The sequence below is a fragment of the Bradyrhizobium sp. ORS 278 genome, from assembly GCF_000026145.1.
Lineage (GTDB): Bacteria > Pseudomonadota > Alphaproteobacteria > Rhizobiales > Xanthobacteraceae > Bradyrhizobium.
This window is the reverse complement of sequence record NC_009445.1, coordinates 6,296,041-6,316,885: the sequence shown is the minus strand read 5'-3', so window position 1 is coordinate 6,316,885 and position 20,845 is coordinate 6,296,041. Positions and strand designations below refer to the sequence as shown.

General features: G+C 66.9%; 17 protein-coding genes. 8 read left to right on the top strand and 9 right to left on the bottom strand.

The genetic code is table 11. The features are described from left to right. The first annotated feature begins 70 nt into the window (after positions 1 to 70). Genes BRADO_RS28320 through BRADO_RS28300 form a run of 5 tightly spaced genes read left to right on the top strand, consistent with a single transcriptional unit; the run spans position 71 to position 6,776 of the window. The gene (locus BRADO_RS28320; RefSeq protein WP_012029631.1) at positions 71 to 3,301 is read left to right on the top strand and encodes an adenylate/guanylate cyclase domain-containing protein; all 3,231 of its coding nucleotides are present in this window, start codon (positions 71 to 73) and stop codon (positions 3,299 to 3,301) included. 57 nt (positions 3,302 to 3,358) lie between these two features. Beyond that, on the top strand, positions 3,359 to 3,847 hold the full coding sequence (locus BRADO_RS28315; protein ID WP_244422906.1) for a hypothetical protein: 489 nt from the start codon (positions 3,359 to 3,361) through the stop codon (positions 3,845 to 3,847). Continuing rightward, complete coding sequence (locus BRADO_RS28310) at positions 3,844 to 4,542, top strand: class I SAM-dependent methyltransferase (RefSeq protein WP_012029629.1); 699 nt, start codon at positions 3,844 to 3,846, stop codon at positions 4,540 to 4,542. The genes BRADO_RS28315 and BRADO_RS28310 overlap by 4 nt, the downstream gene beginning before the upstream one ends. Positions 4,543 to 4,598: 56 nt before the next feature. Next, positions 4,599 to 5,843, top strand: a complete 1,245-nt coding sequence (locus BRADO_RS28305; protein ID WP_244422905.1) for a cytochrome P450 — start codon at positions 4,599 to 4,601, stop codon at positions 5,841 to 5,843. Between the two features lie 27 nt (positions 5,844 to 5,870). Then, positions 5,871 to 6,776 (top strand): alpha/beta fold hydrolase, encoded by a 906-nt coding sequence (locus tag BRADO_RS28300; RefSeq protein WP_012029627.1) that lies wholly within the window; start codon positions 5,871 to 5,873, stop codon positions 6,774 to 6,776. A gap of 2 nt (positions 6,777 to 6,778) precedes the next feature. Here the strand turns inward: BRADO_RS28300 and BRADO_RS28295 are convergent, their stop codons facing one another. After that, positions 6,779 to 7,225, bottom strand: coding sequence for a nucleoside deaminase (locus BRADO_RS28295; RefSeq protein ID WP_012029626.1), 447 nt, complete (start codon positions 7,223 to 7,225; stop codon positions 6,779 to 6,781). Positions 7,226 to 7,356: 131 nt separating this feature from the next. Here BRADO_RS28295 and BRADO_RS28290 point away from each other — a divergent pair, with 131 nt between their 5' ends. After that, a complete protein-coding gene (locus BRADO_RS28290) occupies positions 7,357 to 9,408 on the top strand; it encodes a pseudouridine synthase (RefSeq protein WP_012029625.1) in 2,052 nt (683 codons plus the stop codon). 222 nt (positions 9,409 to 9,630) lie between these two features. Then, entirely contained in the window at positions 9,631 to 10,185 is a 555-nt protein-coding gene (gene rsmD / locus BRADO_RS28285) for a 16S rRNA (guanine(966)-N(2))-methyltransferase RsmD (protein WP_012029624.1), read from the top strand. Positions 10,186 to 10,409: 224 nt separating this feature from the next. Here rsmD and mutL read toward each other — a convergent pair whose 3' ends face one another. Beyond that, the gene (gene mutL, locus BRADO_RS28280; protein ID WP_012029623.1) at positions 10,410 to 12,251 is read right to left on the bottom strand and encodes a DNA mismatch repair endonuclease MutL; all 1,842 of its coding nucleotides are present in this window, start codon (positions 12,249 to 12,251) and stop codon (positions 10,410 to 10,412) included. A gap of 204 nt (positions 12,252 to 12,455) precedes the next feature. Between mutL and BRADO_RS28275 the strand changes: the two genes are divergently transcribed. Next, positions 12,456 to 12,767 (top strand): ribbon-helix-helix domain-containing protein, encoded by a 312-nt coding sequence (locus BRADO_RS28275; protein ID WP_012029622.1) that lies wholly within the window; start codon positions 12,456 to 12,458, stop codon positions 12,765 to 12,767. Between the two features lie 216 nt (positions 12,768 to 12,983). Here BRADO_RS28275 and BRADO_RS28270 read toward each other — a convergent pair whose 3' ends face one another. The 7 genes from BRADO_RS28270 to BRADO_RS28240 form a co-directional block, all read right to left on the bottom strand. Beyond that, on the bottom strand, positions 12,984 to 14,552 hold the full coding sequence (locus BRADO_RS28270) for a GMC family oxidoreductase (protein ID WP_012029621.1): 1,569 nt from the start codon (positions 14,550 to 14,552) through the stop codon (positions 12,984 to 12,986). 38 nt (positions 14,553 to 14,590) lie between these two features. Then, complete coding sequence (locus tag BRADO_RS28265; protein ID WP_012029620.1) at positions 14,591 to 15,139, bottom strand: hypothetical protein; 549 nt, start codon at positions 15,137 to 15,139, stop codon at positions 14,591 to 14,593. A 49-nt stretch (positions 15,140 to 15,188) separates the two neighbouring features. Then, on the bottom strand, positions 15,189 to 15,584 hold the full coding sequence (locus BRADO_RS28260) for a VOC family protein (protein ID WP_012029619.1): 396 nt from the start codon (positions 15,582 to 15,584) through the stop codon (positions 15,189 to 15,191). A gap of 1 nt (position 15,585) precedes the next feature. Next, positions 15,586 to 15,903 carry a cytochrome c family protein gene (locus tag BRADO_RS28255; RefSeq protein WP_012029618.1) on the bottom strand — a complete coding sequence of 106 codons (318 nt, stop codon included), beginning with the start codon at positions 15,901 to 15,903 and terminating at the stop codon, positions 15,586 to 15,588. A gap of 450 nt (positions 15,904 to 16,353) precedes the next feature. After that, the gene (gene arfB, locus BRADO_RS28250; protein ID WP_012029617.1) at positions 16,354 to 16,773 is read right to left on the bottom strand and encodes an alternative ribosome rescue aminoacyl-tRNA hydrolase ArfB; all 420 of its coding nucleotides are present in this window, start codon (positions 16,771 to 16,773) and stop codon (positions 16,354 to 16,356) included. Positions 16,774 to 17,883: 1,110 nt separating this feature from the next. Continuing rightward, positions 17,884 to 19,263, bottom strand: a complete 1,380-nt coding sequence (locus BRADO_RS28245) for a pitrilysin family protein (RefSeq protein WP_012029616.1) — start codon at positions 19,261 to 19,263, stop codon at positions 17,884 to 17,886. Then, positions 19,263 to 20,645, bottom strand: a complete 1,383-nt coding sequence (locus BRADO_RS28240) for a pitrilysin family protein (RefSeq protein WP_041757783.1) — start codon at positions 20,643 to 20,645, stop codon at positions 19,263 to 19,265. Before BRADO_RS28240 ends, BRADO_RS28245 begins: the two co-directional genes overlap by 1 nt. Positions 20,646 to 20,845 lie beyond the last annotated feature (200 nt).

The window sequence follows — 20,845 nt, the reverse complement described above, 5'->3', positions numbered from 1 at the left end:
GAAAATTGTGGCAGTTCCATAGTCTCATGCCGTGAGGCGTGAGTCAGTTCCGCCGTGGAACGGAGGGGCCATGGAATGCGCACGTTGCGGTAAGCAGAATCAGCCGGGGACGGCCTCGTGCGATGCCTGCGGCGAGCCGCTCGGCCTCAAATGCGAGGCTTGTAGCCACACCAACAGCCCCTCGAACCGGTTCTGCGGCCAATGCGGCGCGCCGCTCTCCGGGCGGCTTGCTCCGAGCGACCAGTCGGCGCAACGCGTGCTGCGGACGCTGAGCAGCAAGGGCGGCGAGCGCAAGCGGCTGACCATCCTGTTCGCCGACATTCGTGATTCGACCCAGCTGATCGACAGTCTCGGCGATCCCGAACTCGCGATGCAGCGGCTCGATCCCGTGCTCAACCTCATGAAGGAGGCGGTTCATCGCTTCGATGGCGTCGTCAACAAGACGCAGGGCGACGGGGTCATGGCGCTGTTCGGGGCCCCGGTGCCGCATGAGGACCATGCGGTACGCGGTTGTCTCGGCGCGCTCGCGATGCAGGATTCGATCGGCCGGCTGGGCGATCCGCACCTGCAGGTCCGCGTCGGGCTGCACACTGGCGAGGTCATCGTCCAGGTCGTCGAGAACAGCATGTACCAGACCTACGATGCGGCCGGCGCCAACGTCCATCTGGCCAACCGCCTCGAGCACATGGCCGAGCCCGGCACGATCCTGGTCAGCAAGGAGACCTACACCGGCGCGCGACAATTCGTCGAAGCCGAGCCGCTCGGCACCCACACGGTGCGCGGCATCGCCTCACCGGTCTCGATCTACAAGCTGATCGGCCGCCTGAACGCGCCGGCGAGCGACGTGTTCCGCAGCGGCCAGCGGCTGCTGCCGCTGATCGGTCGCAAGGCCCAGTTCGATGTCCTTGAACGCGAACTCGACAACGTGCTGGCGGCGCGCGGCGCCGTGGTCGGCATCGTCGGCGAGGCCGGCATCGGGAAGAGCCGGCTGTGCTTCGAATTCGCCGAGCATTGCCGCCGCCAGGGCATTCGCGTCTACGAGGCCCGCGTGCTGGCGCATGGCCGCACGACGCCGTTCCAGCCGGTGCTGGAGCTCTTGCGCGATTTCTTCGGCATCCGGCCGAAGGAGCCGGTCGAGGTGTCGCGGCAGCGTGTGGTCGAAAAGCTCGAAGCGATCGGCCTGCCGGACACCGCGCTGGTGCTGCTGCTGGACTTCATGGGACTCGCCGATCCCGCCCGCCCCGCGCTGCGGCTCGATCCTGGCGTGTTCAAGAGCCGCCTGCTGAACGTCTTCAGAACGCTGTTTCGCGCGGCGCCGGCCGATGGCGGCAGCGTGATCATGATCGAGGATCTGCACTGGATCGACGAAGCGAGCGAAGAGTTCGTCGAGGCGCTGGCCGAGGCCACGATCGGCACCAAGACGCTGCTGGTGGTGAACTACAGGCCGGGCTTTGCCGCGTCCTTCATGCAGCGGGCGGCATTTCACGAGTTGCACATCGTGCCGCTCGCCTCGGCCGAGGCACGTGAATTGCTGCGCGGCGTGTTCGGCGACGACCCGTCGTTGCAGGCGCTGGCCGGCGACATCGTCGAGCGCGCGCAGGGCAATCCGTTCTTCCTCGAAGAGCTGGCGAGCGCGGTCTCCGAAAGCAGCGACTTCGAGGGCGAGCGCGGAGCCTACCGCCTCAAGGGCGGCATTGGTCCCATTCCGCTGCCGCCGACGGTGCATGCAGTAGTGGCGGCCCGGATCGACCGGCTCGGCGAGACCGCGAAGAACGTACTGGAGACGGCAGCCGTGATCGGCCGTTCGGTGGCACTGTCCGTGCTCAAGCCCGTGACAGGGCTCGTCGACGCCGAACTGTTCGACGCGCTCGCGCAATTGCGCAACGCCGATCTGCTTTATGACCTGCCGCCGTTCGACATGGGCGTGCTCGCCTTTCGCCATCCGCTGATCCAGGAGGTGGCGTATGCGATGCAACTGCGTTCGCGGCTGAGCACGGTCCACGCTGCCGTGGCGAAGGCCATCGAGGCGCTCGATTGGGGCAGCCAGGACGAGTTCGCGGCCCTGATCGCCTCGCATTACGAGTTCGCCGGTCAGACGATCCAGTCCGTCGAGCATCTGCAGCGCGCGGCGCGCTGGATCGGCCGCACCAACACCGCCGAGGCGCTGCGGTTGTGGAAGAAGATCCGGGCCATGCTGCAGGCCATGCCGGAGTCGGAGCATGTCGAGCGACTGCGTTCGCTCGCCAGCGCGCAGATCCTCAACTTCGGATGGCGCGAGGGCATCTCTGCCGAGGAGGTCAAGCCGTTCGCGGAAGAGGCGCTGCGTTATGCGCGGTCCTCGGACAAGATGCATGAGCCGCTCGTGCTCGGCGCCTACGGGCGCGTGCTGGCCTCGACGGGGGCGGCCGACGACTACGTCACTCTGGTGCAGAATGCGGTCAAGCTGACCTCCGAGGAGGGGGATGTCGGCCGCTATGCCACCGTCAACGCCATGCTGTCGCAGGCCTATCTGCTGTCGGGGCGGGTTCGAGAGGCGCTTTCCGCTGCCGAGACCGCGCTGGAGGCCATGGCCCGGCAAAGCGGCTTCGAGAGCAATGTGACATTGGGCCTGAACCCGAACCAGATCATGGGCTTCGATGTCGAATACTGGATCAAATGCCTGCGGGCCCGGACCCTGATTCAACTCGGTCGATTCGGAGAGCTCCAGATACAGCTGACCGAGCTGCTGGAGACGCCACCGGACCAGGCGGCTCCTGTCGTAAGATTCATCCCTCATTTCGCGGCGATCGAATTCGCCAGATGCGAAGGGCGCGCCGAAGATGCCGCGATGCATTCGGCCGAACTGCATCAGATCGCCGAAGCGGCGGGCATGCCATATCTCCGGGTCCAGGCTTTGGCGGGCGCCGGCATCGCGCGGGCCATCGCCGGCGATGTAACGCACGCGGCCTACGATTTTCGCGAGGCCATTGACTACGCGAGACGCGCCAGGGCAGGTATGGAGTTCGAGGCGCGGATGCTGGGTGATCTAGCTGACGCCTTGTACCGCGCGGGAGACATGCAAGGCGCCTTGGACACTGCGGGCGAGGCGATCAGCGTAGCCCGCCGCCGAACCGACCGCATCGGCGAGCTGCATGCGACGTTGCTGCGATGTCTGATCCGCACCTCGCATGCCGGCTTCCGCAATGATGAAGAGGCGTTTCAATCGCTGCTCGACGCGGAGCGCTTGCTGGAGGTCTCTGGCGCCGAGATCTACAAACCGATGTTGATAGAATGCCGTTCCTCCCTTGAAGGTACCAGGTGACCCGTGCACTAATACGGCTTTCCATGAATCATTTTTTGGGAGTCTGGGCATATGGGAATGATGATCAAGGACAGTACGACACTTGATATCCTTGTGCAGTTGAACAGGCGCTTCGAGGCCGAGGCCTTGCACGAAATGGTCGAGCTGCAGCGCGAATTCGGCGTCTTTTCACTTCAGCATGGTCTGCAACAGTCATTCGCGTTGCTCGGGATCGTGCCGCAGGATTGGACCGAGCGGCGGCGCTGGTATCGCTTCCTGGAGCATCTTCGGACCTATCCATCGGATATCGCTGGCGTGAACGGCCACGACCGCGTCATCAGGGCCTTCAAGGACGACCTGGAATCCGAAAAGCCCTTGCCGGTTTCGATCGTCTGTCATTCGGCCGCCCAGGATCCGCGCGTGACCGTGTCGAACGGCCGCCCGGTGGTGTTCTCGCTCGAGACCCACGTGATCGTTTCGATTCCCACCACGCCCGGTCGCGAGGCGCGTCAGAACCTCGCCGAGGAAGCGCGCACCAGGCGTGTCCAGAAGCGCGGCAAGAAATGAGGACGAGGGCGGGCGGCGACAACGAGCGTGACCGATCCTCGCTCGACGCCATCTGCTCCGACGTCGACGCCTACTACACGGCCTGCGTCTCGCGTCACGGCGCGACGCCGCGTGGCGTCGACTGGTCGTGCGAGGCGACGCAGGGGCTGCGCTTCGTGCAGCTGATGAAGCTGTGCGATGCGTCGGCGCCGTTCAGCCTCAACGACATCGGCTGCGGCTACGGCGCGCTTGTGCCATTCCTGGCGACCCGCTTCGCGGCCAATGAGATCGATTATCTCGGCATCGATCTGTCACGCGCCATGATCAGTCGCGCGCGTCGCCGCTATGCCGGCCCGCAGCGGCGCTTCGCCGTCGGAGCCGCGAGTCCGCGTATCGCCGACTACTCAGTGGCCTCCGGCATCATGAACGTCAATGTCGGCCACGCGCGCGAGGCCTGGGAGGACTACGTCAGGGCCATGCTGGCGCGCATGGACGCGACCAGCCGGCGCGGCTTTGCCGTGAATTTCGTAAGCGCTATCGAGGAGGCGCCAGACAGCGATCCCGCCACGACGCGGCTGTATCGCACCACACCGGACATCTGGGCCGCCCATTGCGAGCGGGCCTTCGCGGCGCAGGTCGAGGTCATCGGCAATTACGGCATGAAGGAGTTCACCCTCCTGGTACGCCGGGCGTCTCCAGTCAGTGCCGCGCACTGATGTCGGCGGGGTGGTCGAGAATCGATCGGTCCGGCGCCGTCGCGCGGGCGGTCGACGTGCTGATCTCGGCACGAGGTCACGCCAGCCCCGCCCGGCTGGAGCACGCCTGCGCGCTGCTGCGCGAGCGCGCGCCGCTGCTTTGGGTCGAACGTCCCGGCGTGCGGCCGTTCTGGGCCGTCACGCGCTACGCTGATATCGTGTCCATGGAGACGCGCAGCGGGCAGTTCGCGGCGGGACCGCGGACCTATCTCGCCAGCGAGACCTCGGAAGCCGTGCTGCAAAGGGTCACCGGCAAGCCGCAGCTGGTGCGAAGCCTGACCGAGATGGATCCGCCCGATCACGGCGTCTATCGCGCCATTCTTCAGAATGCCTTTGCTCCGCCGGCCCTGCGCGAGATGGAGGCCTGGCTGGCGAGATGGGCCGCCGAGATCATCGATCGCGTTGCCGCGCGCGGCAGCGTCTGCGATTTCGCCTGCGACGTGGCCGTACCGTTCACCTTCCGGGTCATCGGCCACATGCTCGGAACGCCGGAAGCGGACGACGCGCAGCTGGCGCGCCTCGCACAAGCCTTCGTCGGCGCCGAGGATCCGCAGCGGCGTCTGGCCGAGGCGCCCGGCGACACCATGCGCATGGCCATGCTGGCGCTGCGTGACTATTTCGAAGCCGTCGTCGCCGATCGCCGCGCGCAGCCGCGCGCTGATCTCGCCACGCTGATCGCTCGCGCCGAGCCGCATGGAAGAGCGATGCCGCATTATGAGCTGATCTCCTTTTTCATCCTGCTGGTGACCGCGGGCCATGACACGACGGCGTTCGCCTTGTCCGGCGGCCTGGAAGCGCTTCTCGCTGCGCCTGACCAATTCGAGCGGCTGCGCACCGCGCCCGATCTCCTCGACAGCGCCATCGAGGAGATGTTGCGCTGGACCACGCCGGTGCGTCACTTCATGCGCACGGCGCTGTGCGACACCGAGGTCGGCGGCCGGCGCATTCGTGAAGGCGAGGCTCTGGCGCTGTTCTTCCATTCCGCGAATCGCGATGAAGCCGTGTTCGCGGATGCCGGTGAGTTCCGGATTGATCGCAGTCCGAACCCGCACATCGCCTTCGGCCGCGGGCCTCACATCTGCATGGGTTTGCAACTCGCGCGGATGCAGATGCGCGCGATGTTCGCGGAACTGCTGCGCCGCACCGATCGGATCGAACGGGCAGGGCGCGTCCGCCGCGTGCAGTCGCAGTTCATGAGCGGCGTCGGCGCACTGCCGGTCCGCATCTCGCTTTGCGCCGCGCGCCGGTCGACGGTAGCATGACGCGCGATCATCGCCCGTGAGGCCGACATGTCTGATCTCGCCGATCTGTTTCCAGGCTATGCGTCCGAATGGATCAACACCGCATCGGGGCGGATTTTCGCGCGCGTCGGCGGCAACGGTCCGCCGCTGCTCCTGCTGCACGGCTTTTCCGAGACGCATGTGATGTGGCACCGCGTGGCCCCGGCGCTGGCCGATCGCTTCAAGTTGATCATCGCCGATCTGCCGGGTTACGGCTGGTCGGACATGCCCGACAGCGATGCCGACCACACGCCCTATACCAAGCGCGCAATGGCCCATGCGATCGTCGAGGCTATGGAGCAGCTCGGCCACGTCCACTTTGCGCTGGCCGGCCACGACCGCGGTGGCCGCGTCGCCTATCGCCTCGCGCTCGACCATCCTGGCCGTCTGTCGCAGCTCGCCGTGCTCGATATCCTGCCGACCTACGATTATTGGGAGCGCATGAACCGCGCCTACGCGCTGAAGATCTATCATTGGGCCTTCCTGGCCCAGCCGGCGCCGCTGCCGGAAACACTGATCGCGGGATCCGGCGAATTCTTCCTCAAGCAAAAGATGGCGAGCCAAACCAAGTCGAAGACACTGGACGCGATCGACCCCCGCGCGCTGCAGCACTATCTCGCGCCGTTCCGCGATCCCGCCCGTATCCATGCGATGTGCGAGGACTATCGGGCCGGTGCTTACGCCGACTACGAGATCGACAAGGCCGATCTCGCGGCCGGCAGGAAGATCACGACCCCGATGCTGGCGCTGTGGGGCGATGCCGGGATTGCCAGCGCAGCGGCGACGCCGCTCGACACCTGGCAGAGATGGGCGACCAACGTCCGCGGCGTGGCGGTCGATTCCGGGCACTTCCTCACCGAGGAGAACCCGGCCGAAACGGCGCGGCTGTTGCGGGAGTTCTTGCTGAGCAAGTGACATCAGCGCCGCGCCTTAAAGAACTCCCTGAGCATTTGCGCCGACTGCTGCTCGCCGACCGCCGAATAGACCTCCGGTGCGTGATGGCACGTCGGCGCGGCGAAGAAGCGCACGCCTGACTCCACGGCGCCGCCCTTGGAGTCGGCCGCCCCGTAATACAGCCGGCGGATACGGGCGAAGGAGATGGCGCCGGCGCACATCGTGCACGGCTCCAGCGTGACGTAGAGGTCGCAATCGATCAGCCGCTCGCTGCCGATCGCCTGGGCGGCCTGGCGCAGCGCCAGGATCTCGGCGTGCGCGGTCGGGTCGCGGTCGGTCAGGGTGCGGTTGGCGGCGGCGGCGATCACTGTGCCGTCGCGCACCACGACGCAGCCGATCGGCACCTCGCCGGAAATTGCGGCCGATTCGGCCGCTTTTAGGGCCAAATCCATGAAAGAAGGGCTGTTCATGGCTCGTCACGCTCGTCCAAGTCTGCTACTGGATCGCCCTTCAGCACAACCGGACCCCATTTTCGCGTGACATGCGCTGCTTCCGAAGCGCGCGTATCACCCAGCGTCCTGCCCCCCGAAGTGAGACCTTCATGCCCCGCACCACCGACAAAGACAACGATTCCCGCGGCCGCCGCGGCGGCGCCCCACGGGGGCGGTCCGAGGGCGGCAAGGGGTCCAAGGCGGGCCGCTCGGGCGCCGCGCGCGGGCCGGAGAAGAAATTCGCCAAGCGCTCGTTCGACGACGGCCGCGCGCCGCGCCGCCGCGACGACGGCGATGCGCCTCGCAAATCCTATGGCGGCAAGCCGCGCTTCAACCGTGACGAGCGGCCGCGCGGCGACCGACCGTATGCGGCGCGGTCGGGCGAGGGCGAGAAACGCGCCTTCAAGCCGCGCGGCGATCGGCCGAAGTTCGACCGCGACGATCGCGGCGGCGAGAAGCGTCCGTACACGCCGCGTGGCAATCGCGACGATGCGCGGCCGGCTGGGCGGTCGTCGGAGCGCAAGTTCGGCGAGCGCAAGCCTTACGCGCCGCGGGAGCGCGATGGCGAGAAGCGGCCGTATACGCCGCGCGGCGAAGGTGCGCGGGATCGCGGCGACCGGCCGGCGCGCAGCTTCGGAGACCGGCCTTCGCGCGGAGGCGATCGGCCGGAACGCAAGTTCGGCGGCGAACGCAAATTCTCGCGCGGTGCCGAAGGTGATCGCGGCGAGCGCAAGTTCGGTGGCGGCGCGCGTGGACCGCGCAAGGAGTTCGGTGATCGTCCGCCGCGCGGGGAGAGCAAGCCCTGGCAGAAGCGCGGGGCGGAAGGCGAGCGTGCTGAACGCGGCCCGCGCGCGACGCGCGAGGGCGGACGCAGCTATGATCGTCCGCGCTCCGACCGCACGCGAGAGGATCGTCCGAAGTTCGACCGGCCGAAATTCGATCGTTCGCGCGATCGCGGCGACGATCGAGGCTTTAACAAGCCGCGTCGTCGTCCCGAGGGCCCTACCGACTGGCAGGAGCATCCGCGCAGCGAACGCCGCGAGTTCGGCGACCGGCCGCGCCGTGACAATGAGAACGACGGCGAGATCTTTGCCAGGCGCCCGGCGTTCGGCGGCCGTGGTCCGTATCGCGCGCGCAAGCCAGAGCCAGAGAAGCGCAGCAAGCGTGTGGTGCCCGACGAGGCGCCGAAGCCGCGCAAGACCGGAGAGCGCATCGCCAAGGTGCTGGCGCGTGCCGGCCTCGCCTCGCGCCGCGACGCCGAGGAGATGGTGACGCAGGGCCGCGTCAGCGTGAACGGCCGGATCATCAATTCGCCGGCGCTCGACGTCACCGAGAACGATGAGATCAAAGTCGACGGCGCGCCGCTGCCGGAGCGCGAGCGGACGCGGCTGTTTCTGTACCACAAGCCGCGCGGGCTGATGACGACGCACAGCGACCCCGAGGGCCGCCCGACGGTGTTCGACAATCTGCCCGAGGGCCTGCCGCGGCTGATCTCGATCGGCCGGCTCGACTTCAACACCGAGGGTCTGCTGCTGCTCACCAATGATGGTGGCCTCGCGCGCGTGCTGGAACTGCCGGACACCGGCTGGACCCGGCGCTATCGCGTGCGTGCGCATGGCGAGATCACGCAAGGACAGCTCGATCAGCTTGCCGCAGGCGTCGAGGTCGACGGCGTGAAGTACGGGCCGATCGAGGCGACGCTCGAGCGCGACCAGGGCGCCAATGTCTGGCTGGTCGTCGCGATCCGCGAAGGCAAGAACCGCGAGGTGCGCAACGTGCTGGCACATCTCGGCCTCGAGGTGAACCGCCTGATCCGCGTCTCCTACGGCCCATTCCAACTCCTGGAGCTGCCCGAGGGCGAGGTGCAGGAGGTCAAGACGCGGGTGCTGCGCGAGCAGCTCGGCGAGAAGGTCATCGCGCAGTCCGGCGCCGATCTCGGTCCGGCGGGCAGTAGCAATCGCGAGCCGCTGCCGGATCCGAAGCCCAAGCCGAAGCGCGAGATCGTCGCCGACCGCAAGGGCCGCCGCGTGCTGGTCCAGCGTACCGGCAGCGAGGAGGCCCGCGAGCGCCACGAGGCTGAGGCCCGCTTCCCCGGCCCGCCCCGGCGGCCGAAGCGCGGCTATCACGGCAAGCGCGATATCAGCCCGCGGGACGACGAGTAGGGCGATGCGGCCGGCTGCGAACTTGTCAGCTACGGGTCTCGTCACCGACGCTTGGACGGTCTCTCCGCTCCCTCCCCCCTTGTGGGGGAGGGCTGGGGAGGGGGGTGGCCCAGGAAAGATTCGCGCTCGTGGCACCCCCACCCCCAACCCCTCCCCGCAAGGGGAAGGGGAGCGCAGCTCGCGCGCCGCTACGGCTTCTCCCAAAATACTCAGAGGCGCGTGATGCGGGTCGTCGGGGGACGGCTGAAGGGCCGCAACATCGCGTCGCCGGCGTCGCGCGATATCAGGCCGACGCAGGACCGGCTGCGCGAGGCGCTGTTCAACATCCTCGTCCACGCCTACGACGATCCGATCGAGGGCGCGCGCGTGCTCGATCTGTTTGCCGGCACCGGAGCGCTCGGCATCGAGGCGGTGTCGCGCGGCGCGGCGTTCACGCTGTTCGTAGACAATGGCGCCGAGGCGCGGGCGCTGTTGCGCAACAATGTCGAGGCGCTGGGGCTCGGCGGTGTCACCAAGGTGTATCGCCGCGATGCCACCGATCTTGGTCCGGCACATCCGGTCGAGCCGTTTGCGCTGGTGTTTCTCGATCCGCCCTATGGCAAGGGGCTGGCGGAGAAAGCATTGCTCTCGCTGCGCGACGGCGGCTGGCTCGTGCCATCGGCGCTGCTGGTCGTGGAGGAGTCCAAGGCCGCGGCGTTCAAGGCGCCTGAGGGATTCGAGGAGCTTGAGCGTCGCGCTTACGACGACACCGAGTTCGTGTTCTTGCGCCGCTCGTGATCCCTGCTCGGTGTCGCCCCTGCGAACGCAGGGGCCCATAACCACAGGATTGCGTTGGGACGCACAAGCCTCGCCACGCCATTCTTTTTCCTCACATCTGCTGCGGCGTATGGGTCCCGGGTCGGCGCCTCCGCGGCGCGTTGCGCCGCTGCGGCTTGCCCGGGACGACACCGTATTTGGAGCTGGCGTCGTTTTCCTCCTAGTGTATTTCCAGGCCGTCTTCGCTATCTCCTCCCGAACAGCTTCTCGACGTCGGCGAGCTTCAGCTCGACATAGGTCGGGCGGCCGTGGTTGCACTGGCCGGAGTTGGGCGTCTCCTCCATCACGCGGAGCAGCGCGTTCATCTCCTCCGGCTTGAGGCGGCGGCCGGCGCGGACGGAGCCGTGGCAGGCCATGGTGGCGGCGACGTGCATCAGACGGCGCTCCAACGGCAGCGCCTCGCCCCATTCCTCCATGTGCTCGGCGAGGTCGCGCAGCAGGCCCGCCGCATTGATCTTGCCGAGCAGTGACGGTGTCTCGCGCACGGCTACCGCGCCGGGGCCGAAGGATTCGACGGCGAGTCCGAACGCGGCGAGTTCATCGGTGCGCGCGAGCAGTGCCTCGACGGTGGCCTCGTCGAGCTCGACGATATCGGGAATCAACAGGATCTGCCGCTGCACGCCATGCGCGGCGAGCGAGGTCTTCAGCCGCTCGTAGACGATACGCTCATGCGCGGCGTGCTGATCGACGATGACAAGGCCGTCGCGCGTCTGTGAAACGATGTAGGTGTCGTGGATCTGCGTGCGCGCGGCGCCGAGCGGGCGGTCGAGCATGTCGGGCGCGGCCGGCTGCTCGTGCAGGCGGAGATCGGCGCGCGGGCCGCCGACGTCGAACGCGGCCTGCATCGGCTCGGCGAAGGCGGCGGACGAGACGGCCGGGGGCATGGAGTCCACGTCGTCATGGCGCGGGATCGGAGCGGATGGCGAACGCTGCCAATCCCAGTTCATCGGTCCCGCGCTCGGCCGCGGTGGCGTGAACGCCGGGCGGAACGCCGCGATGGTCGCGCCGCCGTCATTGGCGGCGGTGCGGCGGCCTTCGCGGGCGAGGCCCTCCTTCAGCGCGTGGATGATCAGCGCGCGCACCAGGCCGGCATTGCGGAAGCGCACTTCGGTCTTGGCAGGATGCACGTTGGCGTCGACCTCGCGCGGATCGAGCGTCACGAACAGCGCCACCACCGGATGCCGGTCGCGCGGCAGATAGTCGGCATAGGCCGCGCGCACCGCGCCGAGGATCAATTTGTCGCGCACCGGGCGGCCGTTGACGAACAGATACTGCCCGAGCGCATTGGCGCGCGTCAGCGCCGGCGCGGCGGCGAAGCCTTCGACCGCCACATGGTCGCGCTCGCTGCGCACCGCGATCGCATGGCTGCGGAAGTCGGTGCCCAGGATGTCGCCGAGCCGCGTCAGTTGCCCCGGCGCGCCGGGCAAAGCGGCGGCCCAGGTCACCGGCGCCCGCTCCTCTCCGGCGACCGTGAAGGCGATGTCGGGGCGCGCCATCGCCAGCCGCCGCACCACCTCGCGGATCGCCTCCGCCTCGGTGCGGTCGGTTTTGAGGAACTTCAGCCGCGCCGGCGTCGCATGGAAGAGATCGGCCACTTCGACGCGGGTGCCCTGGTTGAGTGCGGCCGGTACGATCTGTGACTTGTCGCCGCAATCGACCGTGATGCCCCAGGCATGCGGCTCGCTCTTGTGCCGCGTCGTGATCGACAGCCGCGCCACCGAGCCGATCGACGGCAGCGCCTCGCCGCGGAACCCGAGCGTGCGGATCTGCAAGAGGTCCTCGTCGTCGAGCTTCGAGGTCGCGTGGCGTTCGACGGCGAGTGCGAGATCGGCCGCGGTCATGCCGCCGCCGTCGTCGGTGATCGCAATTTTGCGCCGGCCGCCGCCATCGGTGAAGATGTCGATGCGGCTCGCACCGGCATCGATCGCGTTCTCGACCAGCTCCTTGACGACACTTGCGGGCCGCTCGACCACCTCGCCGGCGGCGATGCGGTTGATGACCTGTTCGGGAAGCTGGCGGACGGGCATGGCGCGGGACTGTCGTCGGATTCGGGTACGCTGTTGTAGCCCTCGCAGCGCAGGGGAGCCACGTTGCGACGCCACAATGTTGGCCCGGAGAATAGCCTTTTTCATGCAGTGCGGCAGACGAATACGCTGTTCTCCAACGGGATTGTGGGGAGGGCGGGGCCAGTATATCGTTTCAGGAAAATCACAATCTGCCGGAGGAAGCCCATGTGCCGTCTGTTCGCACACCAGCCTCAGCGCGATTATGAATCGCAGACCCGCTCTTTGCGGATCGGCGGCCATAGCACGTCGATCCGGCTCGAACTGGCGTTCTGGGACACGCTCGAGGAGATCGCAGCGAAGGAAGGCATGAGCGTCGCCAAGTTCGTGACCACGCTCTACGCCGAGGTTCTCGATCATCACGGCGAGGTGAAGAATTTCGCGTCGCTGCTGCGCTGCTCCTGTCTGATCTATCGTGCGAAGGCAACCGCCGCGATGCCGGGGTTTACCGCGGCGGCGATCATGGACGCGGCCGAGTAGCCACCCGGGCCGCCTCTGTCTCCCTCCCCCGCTTGCGGGGGAGGGCGGGGTGGGGGCCCACGGGCAGTCCTTGCCGTATGAGCTTCATCATCAGCGGTCTTTGCTGAGCTTTCCCCCACCCGCATCGCATCTTCGATGCGATACGGCCTCCCCCGCAAGCGGGGGAGGCGCTGACCGTCGTTGCGGTGACGGGGATGCCCCATACGATTGAGCAGCTCAAATCTCCTTCTTCTGCATCGCGCCCGCGATGTAGTCGGCTTGTCGGATCGCCAGCGCCACGATCGTCAGCGTCGGATTGCACGCCGCGCCCGTGGTGAACTGACTGCCGTCCGACACGAACAGGTTCTTGACGTCGTGCGTCTGGCCGAACTTGTTGACCACACCGTCCCTCGCCTTCTCGCTCATCCGGTTGGTGCCGAGATTGTGCGTCGAGGGATAGGGCGTGGTCGGATAGGTGACGGTGGCGCCGACGGCCTCGTAGATCGCCGAGCCCTGCTTGTAGGCGTGGGCGCGCATCGCGAGGTCGTTGGGGTGGTCGTCGAAATGCACTGACGCCACAGGCATGCCGAACTTGTCCTTGGCGACCGGATCGAGCGTGATGCGGTTGGTCTCCTGCGGCATGTCCTCGCCGACCAGCCACATGCCGGCCATCCGCGGATAGGTCTCCATCGCCGCAGTGAAGCTGCGGCCCCAGGCGCCGGGATTGAGGAACGCGGCCATGAACGGCAGGCCTAGCGACAAGGTCTCCATCTCATAGCCGCCGACGAAGCCGCGCTTCGGATTGAACGCCGCCTCGTCGCGGACGATGCCGGCCATCGTGGTGCCGCGATACATGTGCACGGGGTTCTCAAATGTCGCGTAGACGCTGCCGGTCATGTGCCGCATGTAGTTGCGCCCGACCTGGCCGGACGAGTTCGCAAGCCCATCCGGAAACAGGCTGGACGCGCTGTTGAGCAGCAGCCGCGGGCTCTCGATCGAGTTGCCGGCGACCGCCACGATGCGGGCCTTCTGCTGCTGCATCTTGCCGTCGGCGTCGGCATAGACCACGCCCGTGACCTTGCCGGACGCGTCGTGCTCGATCTTGATCGCCATGCAGCCCGAGCGGACCTCGAGATTGCCGGTGGCCTCACCTTTTGGAATCTCGGTGTAGAGCGTCGACCATTTCGCACCGGACTTGCAGCCCTGGAAGCAGAAGCCGATCTGCTGGCAGGAGCCGCGGCCGTCGCGCGGCTGCGAATTGATCGCCATGTTGCCGGTGTGCACGGTCTTGTAGCCGAGCCGCTTGGCGCCGGCCTCGAGGACCTTGAAATTGTTGTTGCCGGGCAGGCCAGGAATGTCGTTGGTGCGGGTCACGCCCATCTTGAACTCGGCCTTGGCGTACCAAGGCGCCATCTCGGCGAGCGTCACCGGCCAGTCGAGCAGGGTCGTGCCGGGCACGCCGCCATAGGTGGTGCGCGCCTTGAACTCGTGCTCCTCGAAGCGCAGCGAGGCGCCGGCCCAGTGCACCGTCGAGCCGCCGACGGCCTTCACGATCCAGGCCGGCAGATTGGCGAAGTCCTTGGCGACGCGCCAGGAGCCGGACGTGGTGCGCATGTCGGTCCAGGCGAGCTGGGTGAAGCTCTCCCATTCGTCGTTGATGAAGTCAGGGATCTCGTAGCGGCCGCCGGCCTCGAGGATCACGACCTTGATGCCCTTCTGTGCGAGCTCGTTGCCCAGGGTGCCGCCGCCGGCGCCCGAGCCCACGATCACGACCACGCTCGAATCGTTCAGATCGAATTTTGCCATTGTGGTTTCCTCCGTGTTCTCTTTGTTGTTCGCCGGCGTCAGGCTTTGGGCAGCCAGTCGATGTCGGAGAAGCCACGGTTGATGTAGCCGCCATGCTCGGCGGACGAGCCCTCGTAACCGAACTTCGGCCAGAGCTCCTTCTGATTGTAGAGCGACACCACGAGGTCGCCGCGCAGCGTCTTGAAGAATGTGGTCTGCTCGATGCCCTGCAGCAGCGTGACGCGGTCGGTCTCCCACGGCACCTGTGCGTACGGCACCTTGTGGCGGTCCTTCGCGTCCTGATCGAGCCTGGCCACGCCGTCCGTGATCATCGCCTTGACGGCGGCATCCGCGGCGGCTTTCTCGTCCCACGGCTTGACCGCGACGATGTAGTAGCGGTCGGCGAGGAAGTCGTGCGGATAGATGTCGCGTGCGACCTTCACCAGGGTCTTCAGCGTCGCCGGCGTCAACGCCTTCGCATCCTCGGCCCAGGCCTCGGTGACGCCGACGCCGGTCGCAGAGGCAACGGCGGCGGCCGGCACGGTCGCGGCCGCGCCCTTGAGAAAGACGCGGCGGTCGTATTTGTTGCGGCGATCGACTTCTCTCATGGCAGTTTCCTCCGTGTGATTTTTGTTTATGACTCTCATAGTCTGCTCGTCAGCCGAAGCGGCCGCCGCGCTGGATCACCTCGATCTTGTAGCCGTCGGGGTCGCTGACGAAGAAGAAGCGGGCGAGTGTCGCGCCATTGTGCTTGAAGTCGCGCAGCGGGCCCGGCGCCAGGTTCTCGCGCTCGAAGCGGGCGTGCTCGGCGTCGAGGTCATCGACCACGACCGCGAGATGGCCGTAGCCGTCGCCCAGCGTGTAAGGCTCCTTGCGATCGAAGTTGACCGTGAGCTCGACCTCGAATGGCGAGGAGGGATGGCGCAGATAGATCAGCGCAAAGCCGTCGAAGCGGAGATTGTCGGCGATCTCCAGGCCAAAGGCGCGCTTGTAGAAGTCGAGCGCCTTGGCCTCATCGAAGACGCGGATCATGGAGTGCACGGGCTTGGCCATCTCAATTGTCCTTCAGGTAGTTGATGATCGCGGCGCGCACGTCGGGCTTGGCCTGGCGATAGGCCATCACGGCGCCGGGGATCAATTCTTGCGGATTGGTCAGCCAGGCGTCGAGCTTGGTCTCGTCCCAGGTGAAGTCGGCCTTGGCGAAGCCGGCCGAATAGTGGAAGCCTTCGACCGAGCCGGCGCGGCGGCCGACGACCTTTGACAGCGGCGGTCCCTGCCGCAGCGGCTCGGCGCTGCTCAGCGTGTGGCAGACGCCGCATTGCTGCTTGAAGAGAGTCGCGCCATCGACGGGCTTGGGGGCGGGCAGTGCCATCTGCGCTGAGGCGATCGTGCTGCAAAACGCAGCGCTTGCAATTGATCCGCAGAGAAGAAGCGCATATTGCGCCGCACGCCGTCCCGACATCGTTCCTCGCTCGCATTTTTGATGAGAGTAGGTCGCAGCCGATGCGGCGTGGTAGTAGCCGGCTGTTTCAGCGAGAACAAAGCGGGCGCAGATGTTTGCAGCGCGAAAGCTGCGTCAGCATTGCGGACTCATCGTCATATGAATGGTTGTGTGATGTGGTGCAGGCGGCGTGATGAGGATCGATCTCTTGTGCCACAATCCCCGTCGTTCCGGGGCAAGGCCGAAAGGCCTTGAACCGCAATCCCGAGCTTGGCTTGCCTTTATTTCCAACTATATCGAGAGTCTGGGTTCAATCGCTAACGCTGGCGCGTTGACGATTGCGCGGAATGACGGGATGGGGCGAGGTGCGCGGCCGACGAACTAATCGTCGAAACGACGCGCGCCGCGTCCCGCTTTCACGTCGCTGCGAATTTTCTTGCCTTCGAGGCGGCGCTGCTTGGAGCCGAATGTCGGCTTGGTCGGACGCCGCACCTTCGGCCGCACCATGGCTTCGCGCAGCAGCGTGACGAGCCGCTCGATCGCATCGGCCTTGTTGCGCTCCTGGGTGCGGAAGCGTTCGGCCTGGATGACGATGACGCCGGTCTTGGTCATGCGCTGGCCGGCAAGGCGCGCCAGCCGTGCGGCGGCATCCTCCGGCAGCGTGATGCGGCTGGTGTCGAAGCGCAGCTGCGCCGAGGTCGACAGCTTGTTGACGTTCTGGCCGCCGGGCCCGGAGGCGCGGACGAACGAGATCTCGATGTCGTTCTCGTCGATGGCAAGGTCGCGGGAGATCCGCAGCATGGGGCACCAGGTGAGTCGGATGTGGCGTGCACCATAGCGGGTTTAGCGGCGGGGTGCGCGGGGGGATAGGCTCCCGCGGTCGGCCCCGGACCGTCACCAAGATCTCCGCCGTCATCCCGGCGAACGCCGGGATCCATACCCCAGGGAGTCGTTTGGGGCACGCCGGCCATGGGCATTTCGCGTCTCACATCTGCTGCGGCGTATGGGTCCGGGATCGGCGCCACGTCGCGCTCCGCGCGTCGTGGCTTGTCCGGGACGACGGCGGTGGGGATGGCGAACTTCACGGTTCAAACAGCTGACAGATGAGCCAAGGACACGGTGAGCCGAGGACCCGGTGAGGCCAAGGGCAGCTTCGGGCACAGCTTCGCGCTCTCGCGGCATCTCCTGCCCGAGCCTTGCATCGTCACAGCCCTCGCGAAGCGTGCAGAGGGCGCGGGGAATGCCGGGTGCTGGCCGCACCCATGGCCCGCCTGCGAAAAGAATGCAGGCGGCAGGTACCACAGGTTCAGCCGAGGCATCCCGGCATTCCCCGCGCGATGGGTGGAACGCTTATACGCAGTCTCCCTGGTGCCCGGCTCGTTGGCCACCATGGTCCGCGACGGCGCGTCAGCGCCGTTGCGAACGAGACACCAGCTTCGGGGTGTCAGGACGCTGCGACTTCACGTCCGCGAGCGATCGTTCGTCCGCGCATCCGAAGACACGCTGCGATCTCTCGCGGCCATCGCTTCCCCACCTCGCGTGTCGTGACGATCGCGCGCTGCGCCCCTCTGCGGTGAGGCGGGATGGGGGGAGGTAATCACTAATTCCGAAAAATAGCAAGGTGATTATTTTTAGCAGAAGCCTTGATCCCACCCTCCGCTGTCGTCCCGGCCTTGAGCCGGGACCCATACCCCCAGGAAGGGGTTTGAGGCACGCCGCTCGTTGGCACCTGCCGCCATCACGTCCGCCGCGGAGTATGGGTCCCGGCTCAAGGCCGGGACGACACCATTTCTGTGGCGGCGGCGGTGGTCAGCCGTGGATCGATACGCAAAATGCCCGGGACAAGCCCGGGCATGACGAACTCGCTAGGAGCTTTGCGTCTCGTTAAACAGAAGCAGCGACGCTGCTTCCTCAGTTCGTCTTCGTCGTCGGTGCCGTGGCCGGTGCCTGCCCCGGCTCCGCCGCGGCCTGCGGGGTGCGGCCGACGACGGCCGTCAGCAGGCCCTGGCTCCAGAGCTGCTTGGCCGCCTTCTTCGCGTCGTCCAGCGTCACGGCGTTGACGATCTCGCTGCGCTTCTCGATGTAGTCGATCGGCATCTTGTCGAGCTGGTATTGCAGCATCGCCTGCGCCAGCTTGGAGGAGGTGTCGAGCGCCAGCATCTGCGAGCCGTTGATGTAGGATTTGGCTTCGTCGAGCTCCTGCTGGGTCGGGCCTTCCTCGGCGATGCGGCGGATCTCCTGCTCGACGGCGGCGATGGTCTCGCCGGCGCGGTCGAAGCGGGTCGCGGTGTTGCCGATGAACAGCGCCGAATGGTCCATCCACAGCAGCGCGTCATAGACGGAGTAGGCGAGGCCGCGCTTCTCGCGGACCTCCTTGTACAGCCGTGACGACAGGCCGCCGCCGCCAAGGATGTGGTTGACGACGTAGGCGGCCATGAAGTTGGGGTCGTGACGGCGGATGCCGGGGCCGCCGAAGGTGATCACGGTCTGCGGCACGTCGAGCGGCACGAGCACGCGCTGCGGCGGCTTGGTGGCGACGATGTCGGGAACCGGCGTCAGCTGGGCCTTGGCCGGCAGCGCGCCGAAGGTCTGGTCCAGGAGCTTGCCGAGCGTGGCCGGATCGACGTCACCGACGACGGCGACCTTCAGCGTGTCCTTGGCGAGCACGCGGCCGACATAGGATTTGAGGTCGTCGACGGTGATGGTCGGCACGGTCTCCAACGTGCCGTTGGCTGGACGGCCATAGGGGTGGTTGGGGAAGGCCAGCTCGAGGAACTTGCGTCCCGCCAGCGAGCTCGGATTCGTCGTCTCGCGGCGCAGGCCCGATATCACCTGCGAGCGGATGCGCTCGACGTCGGTGCTGTCGAAATGCGGCGAGGTCAGCGCGGTGCGCAGCAGATCGAACGCCTCGTCTTTGGTGTCGCGCAGCATGCGCAAGGAGCCGCGGAACTGATCGCGCGACACCTGGAAGGAGAGCTCGATGGCGCGGCGGTCGAGCCGCTCATGGAAGGTCTTGGAATCGAGATCTCCGGAGCCCTCGTCGAGCAGGTCGGCGACGAGATTTCCGACGCCGGGCTTGCCCGCGGGGTCCTGCGAGGCGCCGCCTTCGAAGGCGTATTCCATCGCGATCAGGGGCACGGTGGCGTCCTGCACGAACCAGGCCTCGATGCCGCCGGGCGATACCAGCCGCTGGATCTTGGTCGCGGCATGGGCGGCCGGGGCGAGCGTCAGCGCCGCGGCGGCGACGCTGAGAACGCAGGCGAGGCGGCGGGCGAAGGTGATTGTGCTCATCACGACCGCTTCTCCTCGCGCTTGGCCGCATTGTCCTTGATCAGATAGCCCGTGACCGAGCGCTTCTTGTCGAGCCATTTCTGCGCGGCGGCGCGGACTTGCTCGGCTGTCACGGCGCGGATGCGGTCGGGCCAGCTTCTGATATCCTCGATGCTCAATCCGGTGGTGAGGCCGCCGCCATACCAGCGCGCCATCGTCGCCTGGTTGTCGTTGGCGTAGATCGCTTCCGCGATCAGCTGCGTCTTCACGCGCTCGAGATCCTCTGATCGCACCGGGTTCTGGGCGATCTCGGCGATGACGCCGTCGACGACGGCCTCGACCTGGGCGAAATCGACGCCCGGCCGCGGCGCGACCGCGACCGAGAACTGGCTCGGGTCGAGCGAGGTCCCCTGATAGGACGCACTGGCATTGACCGCGAGCGGCTTGTCGACGACGAGCGCGCGGTAGAGATAGGAGTTGCTGCCGCTGCCCATCAGCTGCGCCAGCACGTCGAGCGCGGCGGATTCACCAGGCGCGGCCGTGGTCGCCGAGGGCACCAGATAGAAACGGCGCATCGAGGGCTGCTCGACATGCGGATCGGCCAGAGTGACGGTGCGCGGCGCGATCGGCTCGGGCTCCTGCGGCCGCAGGCGACGCGCGGGGATATCGGGCTGCGAGGGAACCTTGGCAAAGGTCTGCTCGACCAGCGGGCGGACTTCCTTGGCGTCGGTGTCGCCGGCGATCACCAGGATCGCGTTGTTGGGCGCGTAAAAACGGCGATAGAACGCCAGCGCGTCCTCGCGGCTGAGCTTCTCGATCTCCGGTCTCCAGCCGATGACGGGACGGCCATAGGGATGGTTGACGTAGAGCGCCGCCATGATCTGCTCGTTGAGGCGGGCCTCCGGCGAGTTGGCGACGCGCATGTTGTACTCCTCGAGCACGACGTCGCGCTCGGGCAGCACGTTCTCATCTTTGAGAACCAGGCCGGTCATGCGGTCGGCCTCGAACTCCATCATCTTCGGCAACTGGTCGCGCGGCACGCGCTGGAAGTAGCCGGTGTAGTCGACCGAGGTGAAGGCGTTCTCGTTGCCGCCGATCTTCAGCACGGTTTTGGAGAACTCGCCGGCGGGATGCGCCTCGGTGCCCTTGAACATCAGGTGCTCGAGGAAATGCGCCAGCCCCGATTTGCCGGGCGTCTCGTCGGCGGAGCCGACCTTGTACCAGATCATCTGCGTCACCACCGGCGTGCGGTGATCCTGGATGACGACGACCTGCAGGCCGTTGGGCAGGGTGAAGCTGGCCGGGGGGTCGGAGGCGAACGTCGTTTGCGCCGAAGCGCCGGCCGTGAACGCCAGGAGGGAGACGAGCGCGGCGGCGGCAGAGGTGAACCGGTGCGAGGACATCATGATCCTTCTGAAGGCCCGCGGGGCGGGGCGATCGGGTTTGAGCGCAGCATGTTACATCGCGCCGGACTGAGCCCGGCGTCACAAAACGGCGACATGGTGCCGCCGGAAGACATTAAATTTCGCTAATAGCGAGGCGACCGCGAGGCTCGCCAGGGGCGTAGCCGGTATTGCAGGGTGGAGGCGGCGCATCCGCGCCG